Below are 20749 nucleotides of genomic sequence, written 5' to 3' on the forward strand. Positions count from 1 at the left end.
TAAGGAATTTAAATTTTTGATTGGTAATGTACATTTAGTGCCAGTCATCTCAATCTCAAATTTGAATTGGCCTTCCTTTCCCATATAAAGAAATTACAGAACAATCGTTATGCTTTTTGACCTTCTTTTTTACGAATGGAACCAGAAAAAAAGTCGACTTTATAAAAGCACGAGATGTCGACTTTTTTAACCATGTATTTCTGGTCGAGGCTACAATCTATTTTTGATATCTTCACTTCCAGTACTCCTATTATTACTGGATGAAATATTCCCTCCAAATCGATAGCTGAACGTGAGTAAGACCGATCGACTATCACGATTGATTTTACCAAAAGTCCGGATGTCGGTATACATGGTTTCATAGCGACGTTGATTGGTTTTTAATATGTCGTTGATGACAAGTTTTAACATGGCTTTCTCGTTTAGGAAGTTCTTTTGGATTCCTGTGTAAATGAGACCATAGCTTTTGATTTCGTGAACCCCCACTGTCATCCCAGACGTGTAGTTTCCTCCCAACTCTAGCTTCCAGCTCTTTGGAAGAGAAAAGGTATTCTGGCCGTTAATTGCAAGTGTATTTCCAGAACGTATACTGATTGCCTCGCCCATTGGTAGTTCGTATCTGTTGTAGTAAAAGTTTGCAAAATAAGTCGCATTCCACCATCTTGTAAATTGAGTTGGTACCGTTAGCGACACGCCCATATTGGTGTAGGTTCCTAAGTTTACTGGTCGTTCGAATACAGTGTTGGATGCTAACAGATCCCGTCCTACAATCTCATTGACCACATCTTTAGCATGGCTATAGTTTGTTGTTACCATATACTTACCTAAGAGCGTATAGCCCAATTCGAACGAGTTCGAAAACGAAGGGTCCAATTTTGAATTGCCCTCATAATAGGAGAATGGGTCTGTATATACCCTGAACGGATTCATATCCCAGAAAGAAGGGCGTTCAATTCTTCTGCTATAATTGGCTTGCACTCGGTGCTGGTCTGCTATAGTGTATGTGACAAATAGCGATGGAAATAAATCGAAATATTTTTTGGTAAATGTTTCATCTGTTGTAATCTGCTCCCCTTTTGTATCCGTATACTCACCTCTAAGTCCTACCTGCGTTGTCAATTTTCCCCATTCTTTGTTAAGATTCAAGTAAGCAGCTTGTATGTTTTCTTGGTAAATGAAGTGATTGCTTGTTTTATGGTCGGGCAAGTAAATCCCGTTCTGAAGCGTATCATATCGTAAATCATTTTCCGTTCGGACGATACTTCCTTTATATCCCGCTTCAAATTTTAACCCATTTCTAAATGGAAGTGTGTAGTCAACTTTTGCAACATACGCGCTGTTTTTTGATGGAATATCACCAATTCGAGCAGATAGCGGTCTAGTTGGATTTTGCATGTCATCTGTGTAAGTGGTCTGCAACGATTGGTCCATCTTTGAATAGTGATAGACGTGATCCAAATCTACTGTCAATTGATGCCCGTCCTCATCAAATTTGTGGACATAGTTCAGGTTGTAGAGCAGGTCCTCCCAACGTTCTCGTCCCTCATTAATCGTATGTGCTCTCCAAAGCAGACTATGGTCTGTTGCATTTCTGAAGTCATTTTCAGTAGGTTCATATTTGGGATATTTGCCAAATCCTCCATTGATTAGAAATCCAATGATATTTTTTGAATCGAGTGTAAAATCTGCTCCAATCCTAAAATTGTTAGAACGTAATTTTGGTTTTTCGATATTGCGTTGCTCAGAAATATACTCCGCTTGCTGGGTCCCATTATTCATTAAGTATCGGGTGAGTTCTTGACGGTTTTCTAGATTTTGATAATATTGGTTGTACGTAGCAAAATAGTTTGTTTTTGAAGTTCTATAGTTTAAATTTATGCTTCCCCCCATCTGTGCACCTCGTCCCATCCCCCCGTTCAAGCCAATCGAACCATTAAAACCTTGCTTCAGGCCTTTTTTCAACACGATATTTACAATACCACTTTCTCCGGCAGCTTCATACTTAGCTGATGGATTGGTCATGACTTCCACTTTGGTTACATCTAAAGAGGAAGTGCTACGTAGAAGATTTGTCAATTGGTCGGCTGATAGATAGGTGAGTTTACCGTTGATCATAATCGTTGTTCCAGATTTACCTTTAAGGGTAACTGTACCATCTGTCGATACCGATAACCCAGGAATCTTATTAAGAAGGTCTAGGCTTGAGCTTCCGTCAGAAAGTCCTGAGTTCTCGACATTCACAACCATTTTGTCTACATGCTGTTCAATCAACGGTTTTTTCTGTTGAATCACGACTTCGCCAATTGCATTCGACTTACTCAATAATTGAATTAAACCAATATTGTGATTCGAAGCTGAAAGACTGATTTGGAAAGGTGCGCCGATATGTTCCTGATGCGACAGACTCTTTATTGATATGTTATAGTTACCAGCAATAATATTTTTAAATGCAAAAGTCCCAGTGCTATCCGTAATTGTCGCAATAGTGACAGTCCCGCTGTCCATATTATGGAGCGTCACAGTCGTATAGGATAGTGTTTCATGTTTTTCATTAACCACCTTTCCAAATATATGTGACCCGGTCTGTGCTTTAGCGACTGGTAAGGATGCAATAATGATGAATATAAAAATTGAAAATAGTAATTTCATTGAATATGAGCTTTTACGCATGTTACACAGGATGAGAAATGAAGTAATCGTTAGGTCAGTGCTATTGGTGTTTTTCCTAAAGGATCTTTTCTTTTCCTATATTTTTTTGAGGTCTTGTTTTTATTTTTCTTACCCCACCAAATATAGAATCCTGTGAGGGGAAGTGTCGCACAGATCAGACTCGCTAAGAAGTAAAGTACCTTAGTGGTCATTCCACCGATAAATCCTGTATGCAACGCGTAGTTATTACGCATGAGCCATTCTGTAGGATTAGCTGCTGCCATAGGTTTTTGTGTTCGGGCGGTAAGCGCTAACGTTTTACGGTCAAACGACAAATCCCGCCAACTGCCTAGATGCATATCTGTGCAGGCATATATTGTCTCATCTTCACCTTCTGGAATATGAACGATAACAGCTTCTTTATTGTATTGTGCAATCTCCTTACGGACAGTGTGCCAGATGTAATCTGCTTTTTCTAGATCCTCACGCTCCGTAAAGGTAAATTCCTCTTCTTTCGTATCTTTTGGTATTTCCATTTTTGCGCGAGGAGGATAGCCCCCACTTAACCACACGACGGATTGTCTCGCCCAAGGAAAGCTCATGACAAGTCCCGTGACAGCCATTACCGTAGCAATCAAAAGAGCATAGAATCCTAACACATTGTGGAGATCGTAGTTAATCCTTTTAAACCGGGCTTTCCAATTGATAAAGAAGCTCTGCTTTGTTGCACGTTTCGTCCACTTTTTAGGCCACCATAAGATAAGCCCTGTGATGAGTAAAGAAAAGAAAATCAACGTACTGTAACCGACTACTTTTCTGCCAATTTTGCTCGGAAACCAAAGATGCCGATGACCCTCATCAATAAAATGGAAGAAATCCTCGTGGTCAACAGCAGCCAATACTTGTGCGTTGTAGGGATTTACATATACAATTGTGTCACTGTGATTCAGACTTACTTTTACAGATTTGTCCAAACCATAATACCAAAAGCTTCCTATTTCTTTCTCAGGAAAGGTATTCTGCACACTCTTAAAAAGTGCGGAAGGCGGAAGTTGTTCCTCAGCCGTTTTTTCTTCAATCCTAATATAGCTTGTGGTCCATTGCCTGATTTCTTGTTCAAAGACAAGCACACATCCCGTAATACTAATCAGTACAACGGGTATTCCAGTAATGATGCCTAGCCAGAGATGTAGCCATGCATTGAGTTTTTTGAGCATTGAATTTACTTTCAGTATAGATTCCGATAGGTCTGTGGTCTATCGGAATCAATGTTGGTTTTATAAATTGAAAAAAAGTAGACGTTAGTAGTTAAGCTTGCTGATTGCCGTGACATCAGATACGCCCAAGAACTGTAGACCTTTTGTTCCTGTAGCCTTTTCTGTATCAATCACATAGACGTAGAATTGCTTGTCTGTTGGGTCTTGGAGTACGTAATATGCTTTTTTACCATCTTTGTCAACATGTACCTTGTTGTTATATCCAAATTGTTCGTGCACCGGGACACCGTTTACAGCTGTCATGGTTTTGGCTTGGATATCCACGATGTATAACTTAACATTTCCGCCACCAATCCCTTCAGCGGTAGAACCTTTGTCATATACCGTCATCAAGAATTTGCTTCCTTTTAAGTAGCTGCCCCTCGCTATTTTTCCATTACCCAGTGCTTCAACATCGAAATAGTAACCTTTATCAAATTCATTGGTTTCTTTGTTGACGCGTAAAAAACCAGAATGATTTTTTGTTTTGATTTCTTCGGCATCAGCCGTAAACCAAGCATATGCATAACCATCAGCAGCCTCTGCAATACCTTGTTGGCTGAACCAATTGCCAATATGGCTACCACGACCGTCTTTGATGGTTTTCTCAAATTTTAAATCTGGATAAGAGAATACCCCGATATATGTGGTGTCAATAGTCGTGAAGTCTCCTCCCCAATTATTGGAACCATCCCCAGATTGAAAAGGAATATAAATCTTTGATCCCACTTGGAACAATCCAGTCCATATCGCCATGCGTTTTCCACCCAATACCTTCGACAGATCCACTGTATTCTTGCCTGCAATTTGAAAGTTTTCAGCATCATAATTGGTTAATGTCGCGATAGGATTGCTTAGACTACGAGTTGTTGTTCCCATGACAATGTTTTTGTCACCATAGGTTCCATAGACTCCCGCTACCAACGCATTGACAGTTTCATCTTCCAAGCGGACCAGTTTGCCACTGTTGTCCACTTTATATGGAGTGACCTCACCTTGGCCACCATATACCAGGCCAAATAGATGGTTATTTTGGAAAGCAAAAGAGAACTCTTTAGAAGCAAGTCCATTCCCGGCTAGGCTTAACGAGCCTTTAGATACATCATCCGTTGATACTACGTATGTGCCAGTACCACCCGTTTCGGAAGATCCTTGTCCAGATACTACAAAGACAAATTTCTCTTTACCTTGGTCAATTGGCTCTTGATCTTTACCCGCAGGATTGTCTTTACTACAAGATGTGATAGCTACAGCACCGATTAAAAATGCTAGGCATTTTAACGTATTCAATTTGTTCATTATTATTGTATTTTAGTGAATTTTATTATTTTCTATTGATAAAGTAACGTAGTTTCAGATGGAATAATCTGCTTGGTTTTTGCATTTCAAAATTGTCAAATCTCGTTACATCCGTGAGGTTGTTACATTCAAAGGCTACATTGTATTTGCCAGAAGCAAGTGTGTAGATTAAGCTCACATCGTGTGATAATTGTTGAGGAATTACGAAGTTTGTACTTACATCTCCGAGACTTGGCCAGTCTAAAAAGAACTCATGGATATACTGTAGATTGTAACCGATACTTAAGGTATTGGCTTTCTTTAAGAAATTATGCAAATAATACGTCACATCAGCATTCCCGTATAGATAGGGCGTATTGGGCAGACGATCTTTGTAGATGATTGCCTGATTGACATCTCCAGGTTCGGATTTCGTGGTATTGATCATATTTTGATAGGTCATATTTGCACCTACCGCAAGAATCTGTTTAAAATAATATCTGACATTCAAATCAACACTCTGATTGCGTACATTTCTAAGGTTAGCGAAATATCTTTCACGACGACCATTGCTATTCTCTGGCCCAGTAATTTCTCTGATGAAATCCTTTGCGTTCCTGAAGATATAATTGGCATCTACGCTAATCTGATTGTTATCGTTAAGCTTAGAGAAGTAGCTGGCGCCGATATTGATATTGTCTGACGTTTCTGGACGCAATAGCGACTTACTCGCTGATAAATTTACTTCATCTCCAAAAAGCTCCATATTTTCGGGAAGTCTGATGGCCTTTTCGTAAGATGTCTTTAGTTGGACGGCCTTGTTCAAATAATACGATCCAGCAAATCCATACCCTAATTTGCTATTGCTAGTTTTCAACTTTTCGTATTCTGTAGTGCTGATTTCTTTGCCCGATGTGTTATTTTGATGGTAGTTTTTTACAAAAGCATTTAAATCCCATTGATCTGCAATCGCGAATCGGTACCCCAGTCCTGTTATATTCTTTATGGTTTTTTTAGGAAACTTGTTCTCGATAAGATCTGGAAAATATTTGTCTGTACCCTTTCTGTCAAAAGTGGTCAATAAATGGTTGACCATAATCCCGTTTCTTTCGTCTATATTGTAACTAATGCTTGCGGTGAGGTTGCCGTTGTTGTTTTTATATCTATAGTCCGTTAGACCTGCCTCCCCACCCTTAGCCATAGGGTCGTTTGGGTACTTAGGAATCCCTTGCCCACTCCAGTTAAAGATTTTTGGAATGGTGTCTATGCTCCTATCTTTTCCCATATTATAACGTGCTTGCAGACGTACGTCCAGACCCGAAGTGAATAGGTTATTTTTGATATATTTCAAGCTAGGTTGGATAAGCGAGCCCTTTGTTTCGCGCCCCCCGTATACGTCATACATATTGTTTCCGGTCTGTATTTCTTTTCTATTTTCCCCAACCGTAATACCAAATAATAGTTGGTCTGCGTATGGTTTGTTTGAAACACCCGCTTGCATCACAAGTGTTTCATTTCTATATTGGTCATGAAAGCGCCTTGTGCGTTGTGGTTTTGTATATTTAGACGTTTGGGGATCGTAATGTTTTACATTGACCCAATAATTGTTGTCAGAAAAATTTTGAAAAGCATTGATCATCAATGTGAAACCATTGTCAGCGACGTAGCCCGTGTTGATCGTACTTTTGTGTGTATGGAAAGAGCCATACGAATAAGATGCATCCAAATATTTCCCAGGTCTCGATTGTGTAACAATGTTTACCGCCCCGCCCAAGGCATCGCCCCCTAGCCAAATAGGAACGACTCCGCGGTAGACCTCCACCCGTTCCGCAAAATTGATTGGAATATTGTTTAATTGGAAGGAGGATCCAAAGTTGTCCATTGGAATGCCGTCTAAAAAGAGCTTAACCTGATTCCCCGAAAAACCATTTAGAGAGAAAGATATATTGGAACCTACTCCGCCCGACTCTCTCATACGTGCACCGGATACACGATTCAATGCCTGACCAATGTCTAAGGTCGTATTGTGTAGCTTTTTCGCGTCTATGGCAGTTACGTTGTAGGGTTGCCTATTGACTTCTTCTGTTGTACTTCTTCCTATTATCTCCACCTCATCAATGCGTGTGGTGTTTGGTTCTAATATTATCACCATTTCTTGCGAAGGATGAATTTTCGTTATTTCAAACGTAGATTTTATTGTCCGATAGCCGAGTGAGGAAGCGGTGATTGTATACGAACCGATAGCTAGGGAGGATAATAGAAAATTTCCGTTTTTATCTGATTGCGTTGTTTTTCCTGATGCTCCAATGCTGATGGAAACACCCTCTAAGCTGATATTATTTGATTTTACCTTCCCCTTAAGCTGTCCAATCTCTTGCCCATAGCTAAATGTCTGGACCAATAATGCGATGAAGGTGATAAATCTTACTTTAAACATTCTTATTTAGATTAATTATACATTGTATATGTTGCCCTTGTTTGAATCTACCGAAGGTCTATTGTAAATTAATTTTAAATAATATTACAAGTCATTGTCATTGAGGGAAATAAAAGAAGTGAGGTTTATTCTAAAAAGGAGCAAGATAGGGGAGTAGGAGTTGGTCAGAGCCGTAGAGGCAGGTACGTACAGATAGGAATAGCCCCAAAACATGGGGGTATACATGTTTTGGGGCTATTCAAATCGAATCCACTGGAATAAGCAGCTTTAACTGTTTTTTTCGAACGTTTTACATGTGGTAAAACATTTGATACAGCAGGGATAAAATTACATTTTGTCTATTCGGAGTATAAAATCGGTTTCCTTTGTCAATTTCAGTCCTTTACTGATTGTTGTGCTTCCGATATCGTATACCCAAATTTGATGGGTATCCGTTGAGTCATCTATGCCGATGTAGGCCTTGTTGTTATCGATTACAACCGATTCCTTTCGAGTGCCCTTATCAAATGGTAGTGATAGCTTGGTCATTTTTCCGGATTGGAGGTTGACTCGGTAATATTCGAAATGATAGGTAGAATGGTGATCGGAAAAGTCTTTGTAACGATCTTTTCGTTCGCTTCTGATTAGGACTTCGCCATTTCCTAAATACCACATTCCATATGCATGATTACCTATTGTTCGAGAGATATCAACCATATAATCTCGATCGATCAAATCAGTTGTGGTATTAATTTTAAAAATAGCAGTGGGCATCTTCAAATTATTACCTAATGCAATGCCTGGGCAGCTCATGAAATAGAAATTATGGTATTCATCTTCGAAACTATAGGACTGTATCGTATTTATTCCTCCCGGATAAGCCGATCGTGAATCCTTCTCTATGCTCTGGAGTTCCATAGATGGATAGCCGAGTGTAGCCACATACATCGTATCGATTGTCGTATAATTCTCGCTGTCCAGAATCTTATTAAAACAATAGCCAAAGAGAAGTTTGTCTTGATCAAGATTGCTAAAACCTATAGATATTGTTTTGAACGCGGTTGAGGGAAAATCCAATGGAATAGTGCCGGAGGATACCACGCTAAAGTGTTTCATGTCAATTTTGTAAAAACCGACCTGTCTATAGGTCTGGTCATCTAGCGTCAATAGCAAAAGCGTATCTTGTCCCACCCATACTTTATTTTCAATATGTGTATCTACTATCCTGATGCCAGCAACTTTTTGCAATCCATCTATCGTTAGTCTATATTTATTAAAGCTGTTTTCCTCGGTATCCATGTGATAGAAGAATCCATCCTTTAAAATGATTGATCGGTCAAACGACGCAGGAATAGAAATGGACGCTACCTTCGTATCCATGCTATCATCCGTTAGGCTATCAACCTGTAAGAGGGCATGCGTACCATCTTTTTGCATGATATACAGGGAGTATGCTCCAGTTGTTTTTTTTGTAATCGATGTAGGATTACACCCTAACATCGTAGCTACCAGCAATAGTGCTCCAAAATATGTTAATATTTTTGTTATCGACATAAGCTGCTACGAAATATTAAACTGTAGTTTGAGCTGATTTTGAAGAATAGGCGATAAGAATGTGAGTTCCTGCCTTGTCAAAACAACATGTTCACAATTTTTATTTTGTGCCAACAGAATGTAAGTTTCGCCAGATTTTAACCTGATTTGATGATTGCGGTTGCATACATGAAGGATGAGATCCTTTTTAGGGGTGAACATAATGTCTCCTTTCACATCTAAATCTCCCGTTTCCGTATCTATGCGAACAAAAGATTTTTTAGAAAGCGTAATGTTGTAATTGTGCTCTTCAAAGTTTTGGATTTGATCACCAGAAAGATTGTCAAAAGTGAATTCATCTGGGAACTCCGTATCTAACATAAAAGTACCAATGCCCAACACTGCCAATAGCACAGCTGCAGTTGCAGACATCCACCGCCTCAACGACAGGGAGTATTTTTCTTTTTGGGTGGAGCGATGTACTTCACTCCAAATAGACGCCTTGGTATTAGCGAGGTCATTTATACCATGGACAGCACCTTCCATTTCCAAGTTGTCATTATCCAACCACTGCTCAACAGTATCTCGCTCATTCTTTGTGCATTGGCCGAGATGATACCTTTCTAGAAGCTCTTTGTTGATCATTTTGTTTTGAAGTGCTTATGATGGATAAAGATAAAATTATTTTATGTAATCAGCTAGATGTGTTTTCAATGTCGTTAAGGCCCTTGTGATATGGTATTCGACGGCACGCTCTGAAATATATAGTCTTGTGGCAATTTCTCTATTGGTTAACCCCTCTTGTCGACTCATTTGAAACACATTTTTACATTGATTGGGCAGGGCGCTAATCAACTGATTGATTTTACTAGACAACTCTTGAGTCTCTATGTGATTATCTTGATAGTCTTCTTGCAAGCTGTTTTGGATCTGCTCATGATGTTGCTGTCGCGTCACCTTATTTCGAATATGTTCAAATGATTTTAACTTGACGGATCGCACAAGGTAACGCTCTACTTCTTTGAGTTGTAAGGAATCTCTACGTTCCCATAGCGACTTAAAAACATCTTGAACGATTTCTTTTGCAACATCTTCATCTTGACAGGCCTTGACACAGAAGAAGAACAACTTTTCCCAATGATCGAGATAAAGTTGTTCAAAGCTTTTATGTGTTATAATAAATATTGTCGTCTCCAAATCTGGTATATCAAGTTAAGATAAATTGCTGTTCAAGCTAACTTTACACAATTTCTAACTGCATATCGTTCTTGTCTATTTTATTTATAGACCATGTAAATGGTGCGCACTAGCGGTGCCTGTCAATATTTAAATACCAAGCAATGGCGGAAAGACAAAAAACCAAAAATGCATTCGACGACAAATATAAGCTATTTAGATTAATTACAAATAGAGGCTATAGTTCTTTCACAAAATCAGCAATAGATTTAGATGGATTTGTTGTTTTCATGAAGTTCTCACCAATCAAAAAAGCTTGGAATCCTATTTCTTTCAGTTCTTTTATCGTATCTGGATTCGAAATGCCACTTTCGGAAACTTTAATGAATTGAGTAGGAATCTTGTTGACCAAATCATAGGAATGAGCAAGAGAAACCGAAAAATCTTTCAGGTTGCGGTTATTGACCCCAATAGCATCAATAGTATCCATGATGTTGGGTGTCAATTCTTCTTCGTTGTGAACTTCTAATAATACACTCAATCCCAGTTGCTTCGCATAAGTGGAAAAATCTTTAATCTCGTCGGATGTCAGGCAAGCCGCAATTAGTAGAACGATATCCGCGCCGTAAGCTTTTGCTTCTGTGATTTGATATTTGTCAACGATAAATTCCTTTCGGAGAAGGGGAATACTAAGTGCTTCTCGTGCTTCTGTCAGGTCTTTTAGATTACCGCTGAAATAATCGGTATCTGTTAATACCGATACAGCTGATGCACCTGCATTTTGATAGCCCGTAACAACTTCCGTCACCGTTGATGTCCCGTTAATAAGCCCTTTGGAAGGAGATGCCCGTTTGTACTCGGCAATAATTCCAGTACGATTGGGATTCAAGACCGATTCTTTAAGAGAGTAGCATTCCCGGTCAAAGAGGGGATACGTTAGGAGTTCTTCTATCGTGACTAGCGCTTTGGCTTGCTCCACTTCCTTTTTTTTGCGTTCGACTATTTTATCTAGGATTGTCATATTAGCTTTTTAACCAATTGTTGATAAGTGTTTTCCCATTATCCGTCAACACAGATTCGGGATGAAATTGCATTCCCTTTATTTTTAAGGTTTTGTGGCTTAAGGCCATGATGATTCCGTTCTCGTCTACAGCCGTGATACGTAAAGAAGATGGTAACGACTCTTTGTCTACCGCCCATGAATGATAACGTCCGATTTTGGAATCATTTGGAAAATCCTTGAAGAGTAGCTCTTCTGGGTCGGTGATGAGAATATCCGTCGCCACACCATGCAGTGGTTTGGCCATGTTGAATAGCTTTCCTCCAAACACCTCAGCAATCGCCTGTTGTCCCAGACAAATGCCCAGTATGTTTTTCGTATTCGAGTAAGTCCGAATTACATCAAGCAACAAACCTGCTTCTTCAGGAATTCCAGGACCTGGAGATAAAAGGATTTTGTCAAAGGCATCGACATCCTTTAAATCAAATTTATCATTTCTCCAAACTTCGTACTCTTGTCCACACTCTTGTAGAAGATGGACCAAATTATAGGTAAATGAATCGTAATTATCGATTACTAATACTTTGTTGCTCATCGAATATATTTAATTCTTCGTTTATAAAATAATTGACAATGTCAGTAAAGAGGTTCTGTACGAAGGTCTCTTGCAAACCGAAATCTGTGGCTAGTTGACGACGGTCTTTTAAGAGTTGATTAACACGTTCCTCGGCTTTTACCTCTTCGCTATTTGTCTTAAATTCAGCTGCTTTTATTACATATTGCTTACGGAGAGCAATAAGTTCCAGTATACGATAGTCTATGGTGTCTATAGATGAACGTACATGAGCGAGATTTTCGCAATATTCCAATGGTCTGATCATATTGTTTCTGCTATTTCCAGTGCTTTTCTCAAGGCTGCAATTTTATTGTTCACTTCTTGCAATTCCATCTCTGGATCAGAATCTAAGACGATTCCCCCTCCAGCTTGATAATGCAACAGGTTTTGCTTACTAAGGAATGAACGGATCATAATCGCGTGATTGAAATCTCCGTTAAATCCCATATAGCCGATGGCTCCACTATAAAAAGATCGTTGTTGTCCTTCATAACGATCAATAAGTGTTAATGCCATATGCTTAGGGGCGCCACTTAAGGTTCCAGCGGGATACGTGTCACCAACCACATCAAATGGATTGATATCTTTTTTCAGTTGCCCGGTGACCTTAGAAACCAAATGGATGATATGCGAGTAATATTGCGCTTCCTTATAAGAGCGCACCGTCACCTGATCACAATGTCTACTCAAATCGTTCCGGGCTAGGTCTACCAACATGACATGTTCCGATGTCTCTTTTGGATCGTTTTTCAGTGCTTCGGCTATTTTTTCATCTTTTTCCATATCCCCGGTCCGTTTGAATGTACCAGCGATTGGGTAGATGGCAGCCTCATTTTTTTTGATGGTTAATTGTGCTTCGGGGGAAGAACCGAAGATTTTAAAATCGCCATAGTCAAAATAGAATAAGTAGGGGGAAGGATTAATAGATCGTAAAGCTCTGTATACATTAAATTCATCACCCAGGAATGGTGTTGCAAACGCACGTGAAGGGACAATCTGGAACACATCTCCTCTTTGGATATGTTTGATCATTTTACGCACAAGCTCACGATGCTGCTCGTCCGTGCGATTGGAGGTCTCCGGTCCGCTTGTCCGGAATTCATATTCCGGGAAGTTTTTGTTTTGGATGAGGTATTCCAGCTTGTCAAGGCCCGATTGCTCATCGTCTAAAAGATGCTCAAAGATATAAAGCTGATTACGGAAATGGTCTATGGCAATGACATATTTATAAATATGATATTGCATAAAAGGGATATCGCGTTTTGGGTCGACAGGCGTGGTTAACTTAATGTCTTCAAAGTGTTCGATACAATCGAAAGTAAAATAGCCAAACAACCCATTTGTAATCACATTGACTTCAGGTTCATTAGCCTCTGAAAACTGCTTTCTGAAAGCAGATATTTCTTCTCGTAGATTGATGCCTACTATATTTTTATGTTCAGTCTGGTGATTCGGATAGCTGATTTCCAATGTCTGTTTATTCAGTTTGATACCCGCTACAGGTTGACAACAAATGTAACTGATATTGTTGTCCCGACTGTGGTAGTCCGAGCTCTCCAGCAAAAGGCTATTAGGGAAGGCATCCCGTAGCCGTAAATAGATACTTACCGGTGTCGTGGTATCGGCAAGTATCTTTTTGAAATTCGTTTTAAACGTATATGACATGAATTCTTATTTTTTAATTTTTTTACAACAAAAAACCCGACGTTTTCTTCGCGTCGGGTGAACTTCCATAAGTGGTTTTGGTTGATTATGAAATATTTTGACAATACACTAGCACCCGATGCAATTTGCGTCCGGCCACCACCATGTATTGTTTAATTGAATTGTCAACATTATATCACAAATTTATAAAAAAAATTCATAATGCAAATTTTATGTGACAAAAAAATAAAAAAAAGGCTTTTTCGTTACTCATTTAATAAATCTGGGCGTCGTTCTTTAGTTCTTTGTAACTGCTGTTCATCTCTCCATGCCGAAATTTTAGCTTCATTGCCACTTAGCAATATCTCTGGTACTTTGTGTCCATTCCACTCTGCTGGGCGCGTATAAATTGGAGCATCCAATAGCCCGTCTTGAAATGAGTCTGATAAAGCCGAAGTTTCATCCGACAATACCCCAGGGATTAGCCTGATTATCGCATCTGTCAAGATGGCGGCAGGAAGCTCACCTCCAGAAAGAACATAATCTCCAATTGAGATTTCCCTTGTAACGAATATATCCCGAATACGTTGATCGATTCCTTTGTAGTGTCCACATAGGATCATCATATTACCTCTAGTTGAAAGTGTATTGGCAATTTCTTGATTTAAGGTTTCGCCATCGGGGGTCATAAAGATAATTTCATCATATTTTCGCTCGGTTTGTAGATGCTCAATACATTTGGCAAAAGGCTCAATCTGCATTACCATACCCGAGCCACCACCGTAGGGATAATCATCTACAGACTTCTGTTTATTCGAAGCATAATCTCGCAAATTATGAACCACAATCTCGGCCAATCCTTTTTTTTGCGCGCGTTGCAAAATAGAATGTGCAAATGGGCTTGTCAGTAAATCGGGTAATACGGTAATAATATCAAATCGCATACCGCAAAGATAATGAATCGCTCATCAAGAGCGCGTATGGGCAAAAGAATATCTGTTGTTTTTCATCTAAATCAATTCGCTTTTGTAGGGAGGGTTTTATGTTTTTTATAAAAAGATTGTAACAATTTATTTAAAGCTTCACTAATTCAATAAAAAACACCGCGAATCAAAGCTATGATAGGAATACCCTGAAAAAAATGTTGCATTCTCGGCGGGATGGGATATTGTAATGCAGCTTTACCAACTATGGGGAGGTAGTGAATGCAGGAAGAGGTTGTCCCAGTTTGTGAAACAATCCCATCCTCATACCTTCTGTAACGAAGTAGGGGCTTAATCTTTTCGTCCCCCAAATAATTTGGCCAATATCCAGATTAGAAGTGCTAGTACTACAACGACCATAATTACACCAGACCATACGCCTGCTTTAAATATCCCCTCAATTGCAGCACAGCTGCTGAGAAGACTAGTTGCCATAACGACCAATGCTATCGGAAATATTCTCTTCATAATATCTTTTTTATACTGTATTTCAATAACAATCCAGACATCAAAAAGTTCTGAATCAGCTTTTTTATCCGATGATAAAGCATTTGATAGTGTTCTCTCCCGTGTAGACCTCTTGTGGTTACTTCCCCAATGATGCTTGATAGCGTTTATATAAATTCTGATTTAATAAAGACTTAAGACATAATTACTAGAGGATTAACAGAGGGTTGATAGAGGTCATACCTCTATCAACCCTCTGTTAATCCTTTATCTTATCTCTATTTAACCTCTACTAATAATAGCTTTATGTCGAATTATATACCATTCAATTGTGAATTGAAGTCCTATTGCATTGGCAGGTAAAAAAAACACCCCGTAGTATATTTCAACTACGGGGTGTCTCTATTTTAATATTACGAATGCTTAAAGGCTATTCAGCTCTAAGGATTTTGGCAGCTTCCACCATTGACTCTAAAGCCGCTTTGGTTTCCGGCCAAGCACGTGTTTTCAATCCACAGTCAGGGTTTACCCAAAGTTGTTCTGCAGGAACTACAGCCTTAGCTTTACGTAAAAGGTCTACCATTTCTTCTGTACTTGGTACACGAGGCGAATGAATATCGTATACACCTGGACCAATGTCATTAGGATATTTAAAATCACCTGCAAAAGCGTTCAATAATTTCATTTGCGAGCGTGATGTTTCGATTGTGATTACATCAGCATCCATTGCAGCAATATCCTCAATTACATTGTTGAACTCGGAGTAACACATGTGTGTATGAATCTGGGTATTATCTTCTACATTCGATGATGATACGCGGAAAGCACGTACAGCCCAATTCAAATAATCTTTTTGATCAGCTTTACGTAAGGGTAGTCCTTCACGAATAGCAGGTTCGTCAATCTGAATGATTTTGATTCCAGCTTTTTCCAATGCCTGTACTTCGTCCAAGATGGCTAACGCAATTTGATAAGTAGTAGTCGAACGCGGTTGGTCGTTACGTACGAATGACCATTGTAAGATTGTAACGGGGCCTGTTAACATTCCTTTTACAGGACGATTGGTCAATGATTGTGCGTATGCCGACCACCGTACGGTCATATCTGCAGGACGGTATACGTCACCGTAAATAACCGGAGGTTTTACACAACGAGAACCGTAAGACTGTACCCATCCGTATTGCGTGAAGGCATAGCCTGCTAATTGCTCGCCAAAATATTCCACCATGTCATTACGTTCGAACTCACCGTGTACCAAAACATCGATACCTAAATCTTCTTGCAAACGGATGGCTCTTTCAGTTTCCTCAGCAATCTCTTTGTCGTACACTTCTTGCGTAATAGCTCCCTTTTTCAAATCTGCTCTCCATTTACGAACGTCTTTGGTTTGCGGGAATGAACCGATAGTAGTAGTAGCGAAAGCAGGGAGACTAAATTTTGCTTGTTGAGCGAGTTTACGTGTTGCAAATGCCGATGTACGTTTAGCATCCTCATCCGTGATGTTGCTTACCCGATTTTTTACTTCTGGTTTGTGGATAAGGGGAGAGGTACGACGGCTTTCAGCAGCAGCTTTATTCGCCGCAAAGCGCTCTGCAGTATTTGCATCTACTTCGCCATCAGCCAAGATAGATAGGTCTTTTACTTCTGCTAATTTTTGCTTAGCAAATGCTAACCAATTTTTAACCTCAGCAGGAAGTGTTTCTTCGTTTTTCTCGCTGTCCAGGTCAAATGGAACGTGCAGTAATGACGATGACGTACCTACCCATACTCTGTCTGCGCCTAAAGCAGCTATAGCTTGTTGGAGTTTTGTTAACGATTTTTCGTAATCATTTTTCCAAATGTTACGACCTTCCACCACGCCCAAGGAGAGAGTCAATGACGCCGGTACTTTTGGTAGCACAGTGTCGAGTTGATTTTCCCCGCGAACTAAATCTAGGTGTAAAGCGTGTACTGGAAGCCCTAGCGCTAAATCTTCATTGTCCTTTAAAGCTTCAAAATATGTTGTAGCGATGAGTTTAGCATTACCTGCTGCTGCACTTAATCTTTCGAATACTGAAGTGTATAAAGCTTTTACTTTTGCATCTATGTCTAAAGCCAAATAAGGTTCATCTATCTGGATATATTTAGCACCAGCTGCGGCTAATTTCGAAAGAATTTGCTCGTAAACGGGTAATAAGTTTTCGATTAGATCGATACGGTCAAAACCTGTTTCTTTTTCTTTACCGATTAAAAGGTAAGTGATTGGACCAATGATGACCGGCTTTGTTTCAATGCCAGCTGTCTTAGCCTCGTTGTATTCGTTTAGAAACTTTTCAGAAGTTAACTTGAATGTTTGACCTTTAGTGAATTCAGGAACCATGTAATGGTAATTCGTGTCAAACCATTTTGTCATTTCAGAAGCTGTGACGTCGATTCCATCTTGTTGGAAACCCCGCGCCATAGCAAAATAAAGATCTAAGCTATAGTTGTTGTCTACTTTGCTTAATAAGGTATTGTATCGAGCTGGAATAGCACCAACTGTCAATGAAAGGTCTAATACTTGATCATAGAATGAAAAATCATTGGAAGGAATCAAATCGATGCCCGCATCTTTCTGAGTTTTCCAATTTGCTTCACGGATTTCTTTAGCTGCCTGTAATAATTCTTCCGCAGAAATCTTCTTAGCCCAATATGCCTCGTTAGCTTTCTTCAATTCGCGGAAAGGTCCCACTCTTGGGTAACCTAAGTTGTTTGTAATTAACATACTATTTCCTTATTAATTGTTATCTAAATTATTTATTGCTAAAGAGGAAGGACACCAGATGTAGTGACTTCGGCTTATCTTTCCCTCTTCCATGAAGGGGGGTAGAATTTAGCACCTTGTCAAGTGACAGGTTGCTAAGGCTTCTTCGGGTCTATTCCCTCGGCCTTTCTCTATAAGCGACGCTAATATCGGAATAAGAATTGATATTACAAAAAAGAACAGATAAAAAAGAAAAAAAGGATTGAAACTGATGGTTGAACTTCTAGGTTCCAACTCATTTTCAATCCTTTCGGTATGCCTTCTATTCTATATTAATGCGTTAGCTCACGAGCAATTTGTATCCTTTACCGTGTACATTAACAATTTCTACATTTGAATCTTGCTTGAGATATTTTCGTAATTTGCTTAGGAAAACGTCCATACTTCTACCTGTAAAATAGTTGTCGTCATGCCAGATCTTTAGTAACGCCTCCTCCCGGGTCAGGACATCATTCTTTTTGAGGCACAGGAGTCGGAGCAGCTCAGCTTCTTTTGTGGAGAGTTTTTGCTGTTGGCCTTTGTAAGAAATTTGCTGACTGGTGTAGTCAAAGAAGTAATCGCCAATTTCAAACTTGTCTGCGACTTCCTCATCTTTTTCACGGGAGCTTCTTTTTAAAAGAGCGTGTATGCGTAACAAGAGTTCTTCTACTCGAAAGGGTTTGGTGATATAATCGTCCCCACCAAGTTCAAATGCTTGAGTTTTATCCTCCATCATGCCTTTGGCGGTAGCATAAATAATCGGGACAGTGGTGTTGGTTTTACGGATGTCCTTACCAAGTGTGAACCCATCTTTTTTAGGCATCATCACATCTAGTATGCAGAGGTCGTATTCATCCTTATGAAAGGCGGTGAGCGCTTCCTCTCCATCCTGGCATAGCGTGACATCAAACTTGCTTTTTAATTCAAGATAGTCCTTTAATAATTCCCCTAAGTTTGGATCGTCTTCCGCTAATAATATTTTTTGCATAATTCGCGTATTTGTTCATTGGACAATTGCAGATGGAAATTCATCCGCGTTAGTTATAGTTTGTAACCCTTTAGCGGCAATGTTACATCAAAATGTGTGCCTTTATCTTTCTCACTTTTTACCTGTATACGTCCGTCTAATCGTTTGATTATGTCATTTACATAACTCAAGCCTAGGCCAAAACCCTTTACATTGTGAATGTTGCCTGTCGGAATGCGATAGAATTGGTCAAATATCTTTTGTTGTTGTTCTCGGGTCATGCCAATACCGTTGTCAGCAACAGAGATGACAATTGTATTTTTGTGGTTATGAGTTTTCACTACGATGTGTGGCGCATGGCGACTGTATTTGATGGCATTGTCTACCAAGTTGAATAGTACGTTGGAAAGGTGGAGTTCGTCTCCAATGACGGTATCTTCCTTCGCTTCTAAATATACTTCTAACGTACCTTTTGATTTCTGAAGCTGTAAATTCATACTGTCCAGTACAGCATTAGTGAGTTCATTTATACGCACGTCGATGCGGTCAATTTTAAGGTTTTCTTTTTCTAATCTAGCGATGTTGAGCACTCGTTCGATATGGTCACCTAATCTGATATTTTCGTCATATATGATATTTGCAAGTCTATTTACCCTTTTTTGGTCGGTTATGATTTCGGGGTCACGTAGCGATTCGCTCGCAATCATGATAGTCGCAACAGGCGTCTTAAATTCGTGCGTCATGTTGTTGATGAAGTCAGTTTTCATCTCTGATATTTTCTTTTGTCGATAAATAGTGGTCAGCGTATAGGCAAAACAACCAATCAAAAGAACTAATAATGCGCCCATTGGAAAGAAAAGATAGCCCATGTTGTCCATGATGATATTCTTTTTATTTGGAAAAGAAATAGTCAGCTTTCCAGGTGCATTTCCGAGATCTCCTTGAAATAATAAGGTGGAATAGCTATTGTGTTTTTGGGGTTTGTCTAATTCCCCTAATGTATTGATGTTGTATATGAGATTGTTGTTCTCCCTGACTTCAATATTGAATTCTGATGTAATATCCCGATTCAATAATTCTTTGGAAATTTCGCGCTCCAAAAATGGTAGGTTAATGCGTTCTTTTAGAGGTTTTTTTGATAACTCTATGCTAGCTGCAAAATCCTCTATTACATCTGTTTTTTTTCCTCCCATCACTGCGATGCTGTCGTATAGATTGGCTGCATCATTTAATTGTGTGAGCTTTAACTTCCTTTCTAGCTCATGGATGCGAAGGGCTAATTTCATATCCGCGCGGGGGGGGAGGGTTTTTATTGTAAACCCTATGGCATTGAGGTCATATAGGTTGTAGTAAGCCAAATACCTGCTGCTGTCATCTTTCCCATCTACTTGTGCTATTTTCTCTACTGCATATACTTCAATAGAGTTGTCTACGGCGTTATCTTCGTAGTTAATGCCTTGTGAGATCTTGAGTTTGACAAGGTAATTGTATCGAGTACGGCGAATGTAGGTCTCGTAAAATGAATTTTCAATGGATACGACAATAGGATAGCTCATTTTGAGATGGTCTTCTGCGTCTTTAAATTTTTGCTGTGTTTCGTATTGTCGTACTCGAAGACTTTCAATTTGCTTTTGTATGTTGATTTGCTCTTCTAGGCGTTTTTGCTCGCGTTCATATTTTTCTTGATTACTTTTTTGCTGTGTTTTGGCAAATGCCATGACTTCATGCTTCTCGACTTTTGAAGCTACGGTTGACAATGAGGCATTTACAGCTTCGTCAAAGAGTTGAGATTTTTGACGAAAGGAATCTCGAATAAAAAAGTACTGCATAGCCATTACCCCCAATAGGGCAATTGACATCAAACCAATAATGACTGTGATACTTTTTTGTTTCATTTATTACAAAAATAGGAATGCTTTATGTTCATATTTTCCATTTAACACTATTTAACAGCTGTTTATGGAAGTTATTTGGTCCTTGGACGGAAATTTTCTAAATTTAATGGAATTAATTAAGCACTTTA

Annotated in this window: 16 protein-coding genes and 1 riboswitch; all 16 genes read right to left on the reverse strand. The window is 39.3% G+C overall.

What is annotated here, in order from left to right:
- Nucleotides 1-210: 210 nt before the first annotated feature.
- The 16 genes from OQ289_RS02750 to OQ289_RS02825 all read right to left on the reverse strand — a co-directional run bounded on the left by OQ289_RS02750 (nucleotide 211) and on the right by OQ289_RS02825 (nucleotide 20621).
- Nucleotides 211-2649 carry an outer membrane beta-barrel family protein gene (locus OQ289_RS02750; RefSeq protein WP_270089342.1) on the reverse strand — a complete coding sequence of 813 codons (2439 nt, stop codon included), beginning with the start codon at nucleotides 2647-2649 and terminating at the stop codon, nucleotides 211-213.
- A 50-nt stretch (nucleotides 2650-2699) separates the two neighbouring features.
- The gene (locus tag OQ289_RS02755) at nucleotides 2700-3866 is read right to left on the reverse strand and encodes a PepSY-associated TM helix domain-containing protein (RefSeq protein WP_270089343.1); all 1167 of its coding nucleotides are present in this window, start codon (nucleotides 3864-3866) and stop codon (nucleotides 2700-2702) included.
- An 84-nt stretch (nucleotides 3867-3950) separates the two neighbouring features.
- Complete coding sequence (locus OQ289_RS02760; RefSeq protein ID WP_270089344.1) at nucleotides 3951-5204, reverse strand: DUF4374 domain-containing protein; 1254 nt, start codon at nucleotides 5202-5204, stop codon at nucleotides 3951-3953.
- Between the two features lie 25 nt (nucleotides 5205-5229).
- Nucleotides 5230-7620 carry a TonB-dependent receptor gene (locus OQ289_RS02765; RefSeq protein ID WP_270089345.1) on the reverse strand — a complete coding sequence of 797 codons (2391 nt, stop codon included), beginning with the start codon at nucleotides 7618-7620 and terminating at the stop codon, nucleotides 5230-5232.
- Nucleotides 7621-7947: 327 nt separating this feature from the next.
- Nucleotides 7948-9153: a hypothetical protein gene (locus tag OQ289_RS02770; RefSeq protein WP_270089346.1), complete on the reverse strand. Its 1206-nt coding sequence runs from the start codon at nucleotides 9151-9153 to the stop codon at nucleotides 7948-7950.
- Between the two features lie 6 nt (nucleotides 9154-9159).
- Nucleotides 9160-9777: a hypothetical protein gene (locus OQ289_RS02775; RefSeq protein ID WP_270089347.1), complete on the reverse strand. Its 618-nt coding sequence runs from the start codon at nucleotides 9775-9777 to the stop codon at nucleotides 9160-9162.
- Between the two features lie 36 nt (nucleotides 9778-9813).
- On the reverse strand, nucleotides 9814-10329 hold the full coding sequence (locus OQ289_RS02780) for an RNA polymerase sigma-70 factor (protein WP_270089348.1): 516 nt from the start codon (nucleotides 10327-10329) through the stop codon (nucleotides 9814-9816).
- 217 nt (nucleotides 10330-10546) lie between these two features.
- Nucleotides 10547-11329, reverse strand: a complete 783-nt coding sequence (trpC, locus tag OQ289_RS02785) for an indole-3-glycerol phosphate synthase TrpC (protein WP_270089349.1) — start codon at nucleotides 11327-11329, stop codon at nucleotides 10547-10549.
- 1 nt (nucleotide 11330) lies between these two features.
- Complete coding sequence (locus OQ289_RS02790) at nucleotides 11331-11903, reverse strand: anthranilate synthase component II (RefSeq protein ID WP_270089350.1); 573 nt, start codon at nucleotides 11901-11903, stop codon at nucleotides 11331-11333.
- On the reverse strand, nucleotides 11875-12189 hold the full coding sequence (locus OQ289_RS02795; RefSeq protein WP_270089351.1) for a chorismate mutase: 315 nt from the start codon (nucleotides 12187-12189) through the stop codon (nucleotides 11875-11877). The genes OQ289_RS02790 and OQ289_RS02795 overlap by 29 nt, the downstream gene beginning before the upstream one ends.
- Nucleotides 12186-13589 carry an anthranilate synthase component I family protein gene (locus OQ289_RS02800; RefSeq protein WP_270089352.1) on the reverse strand — a complete coding sequence of 468 codons (1404 nt, stop codon included), beginning with the start codon at nucleotides 13587-13589 and terminating at the stop codon, nucleotides 12186-12188. The genes OQ289_RS02795 and OQ289_RS02800 overlap by 4 nt, the downstream gene beginning before the upstream one ends.
- A gap of 245 nt (nucleotides 13590-13834) precedes the next feature.
- Entirely contained in the window at nucleotides 13835-14512 is a 678-nt protein-coding gene (gene trmD, locus OQ289_RS02805; RefSeq protein ID WP_270089353.1) for a tRNA (guanosine(37)-N1)-methyltransferase TrmD, read from the reverse strand.
- A 330-nt stretch (nucleotides 14513-14842) separates the two neighbouring features.
- Nucleotides 14843-15019, reverse strand: coding sequence for a hypothetical protein (locus OQ289_RS02810; RefSeq protein ID WP_270089354.1), 177 nt, complete (start codon nucleotides 15017-15019; stop codon nucleotides 14843-14845).
- A 409-nt stretch (nucleotides 15020-15428) separates the two neighbouring features.
- Entirely contained in the window at nucleotides 15429-17741 is a 2313-nt protein-coding gene (metE, locus tag OQ289_RS02815; RefSeq protein WP_270089355.1) for a 5-methyltetrahydropteroyltriglutamate--homocysteine S-methyltransferase, read from the reverse strand.
- A gap of 71 nt (nucleotides 17742-17812) precedes the next feature.
- A riboswitch (SAM riboswitch) is annotated at nucleotides 17813-17920 on the reverse strand.
- A 140-nt stretch (nucleotides 17921-18060) separates the two neighbouring features.
- A complete protein-coding gene (locus OQ289_RS02820) occupies nucleotides 18061-18747 on the reverse strand; it encodes a response regulator transcription factor (protein ID WP_033563440.1) in 687 nt (228 codons plus the stop codon).
- Between the two features lie 53 nt (nucleotides 18748-18800).
- Nucleotides 18801-20621: a sensor histidine kinase gene (locus tag OQ289_RS02825; protein WP_033563439.1), complete on the reverse strand. Its 1821-nt coding sequence runs from the start codon at nucleotides 20619-20621 to the stop codon at nucleotides 18801-18803.
- Nucleotides 20622-20749: the final 128 nt, after the last annotated feature.

Origin of the sequence: Sphingobacterium sp. SYP-B4668 (assembly GCF_027627455.1) — a bacterium.
In the GTDB taxonomy this organism is placed as follows: domain Bacteria; phylum Bacteroidota; class Bacteroidia; order Sphingobacteriales; family Sphingobacteriaceae; genus Sphingobacterium.

Bases quoted from the DNA above. Each gene is read 5' to 3' on its own strand.
- OQ289_RS02750 (WP_270089342.1), bottom strand. From the start codon at position 2,649: ATGAAATTACTATTTTCAATTTTTATATTCATCATTATTGCATCCTTA.
- metE (WP_270089355.1), bottom strand. From the start codon at position 17,741: ATGTTAATTACAAACAACTTAGGTTACCCAAGAGTGGGACCTTTCCGC.
- OQ289_RS02765 (WP_270089345.1), bottom strand. From the start codon at position 7,620: ATGTTTAAAGTAAGATTTATCACCTTCATCGCATTATTGGTCCAGACA.
- OQ289_RS02795 (WP_270089351.1), bottom strand. From the start codon at position 12,189: ATGATCAGACCATTGGAATATTGCGAAAATCTCGCTCATGTACGTTCA.
- trmD (WP_270089353.1), bottom strand. From the start codon at position 14,512: ATGCGATTTGATATTATTACCGTATTACCCGATTTACTGACAAGCCCA.
- OQ289_RS02810 (WP_270089354.1), bottom strand. From the start codon at position 15,019: ATGAAGAGAATATTTCCGATAGCATTGGTCGTTATGGCAACTAGTCTT.
- OQ289_RS02825 (WP_033563439.1), bottom strand. From the start codon at position 20,621: ATGAAACAAAAAAGTATCACAGTCATTATTGGTTTGATGTCAATTGCC.
- trpC (WP_270089349.1), bottom strand. From the start codon at position 11,329: ATGACAATCCTAGATAAAATAGTCGAACGCAAAAAAAAGGAAGTGGAG.
- OQ289_RS02775 (WP_270089347.1), bottom strand. From the start codon at position 9,777: ATGATCAACAAAGAGCTTCTAGAAAGGTATCATCTCGGCCAATGCACA.
- OQ289_RS02755 (WP_270089343.1), bottom strand. From the start codon at position 3,866: ATGCTCAAAAAACTCAATGCATGGCTACATCTCTGGCTAGGCATCATT.
- OQ289_RS02800 (WP_270089352.1), bottom strand. From the start codon at position 13,589: ATGTCATATACGTTTAAAACGAATTTCAAAAAGATACTTGCCGATACC.
- OQ289_RS02790 (WP_270089350.1), bottom strand. From the start codon at position 11,903: ATGAGCAACAAAGTATTAGTAATCGATAATTACGATTCATTTACCTAT.
- OQ289_RS02770 (WP_270089346.1), bottom strand. From the start codon at position 9,153: ATGTCGATAACAAAAATATTAACATATTTTGGAGCACTATTGCTGGTA.
- OQ289_RS02820 (WP_033563440.1), bottom strand. From the start codon at position 18,747: ATGCAAAAAATATTATTAGCGGAAGACGATCCAAACTTAGGGGAATTA.
- OQ289_RS02760 (WP_270089344.1), bottom strand. From the start codon at position 5,204: ATGAACAAATTGAATACGTTAAAATGCCTAGCATTTTTAATCGGTGCT.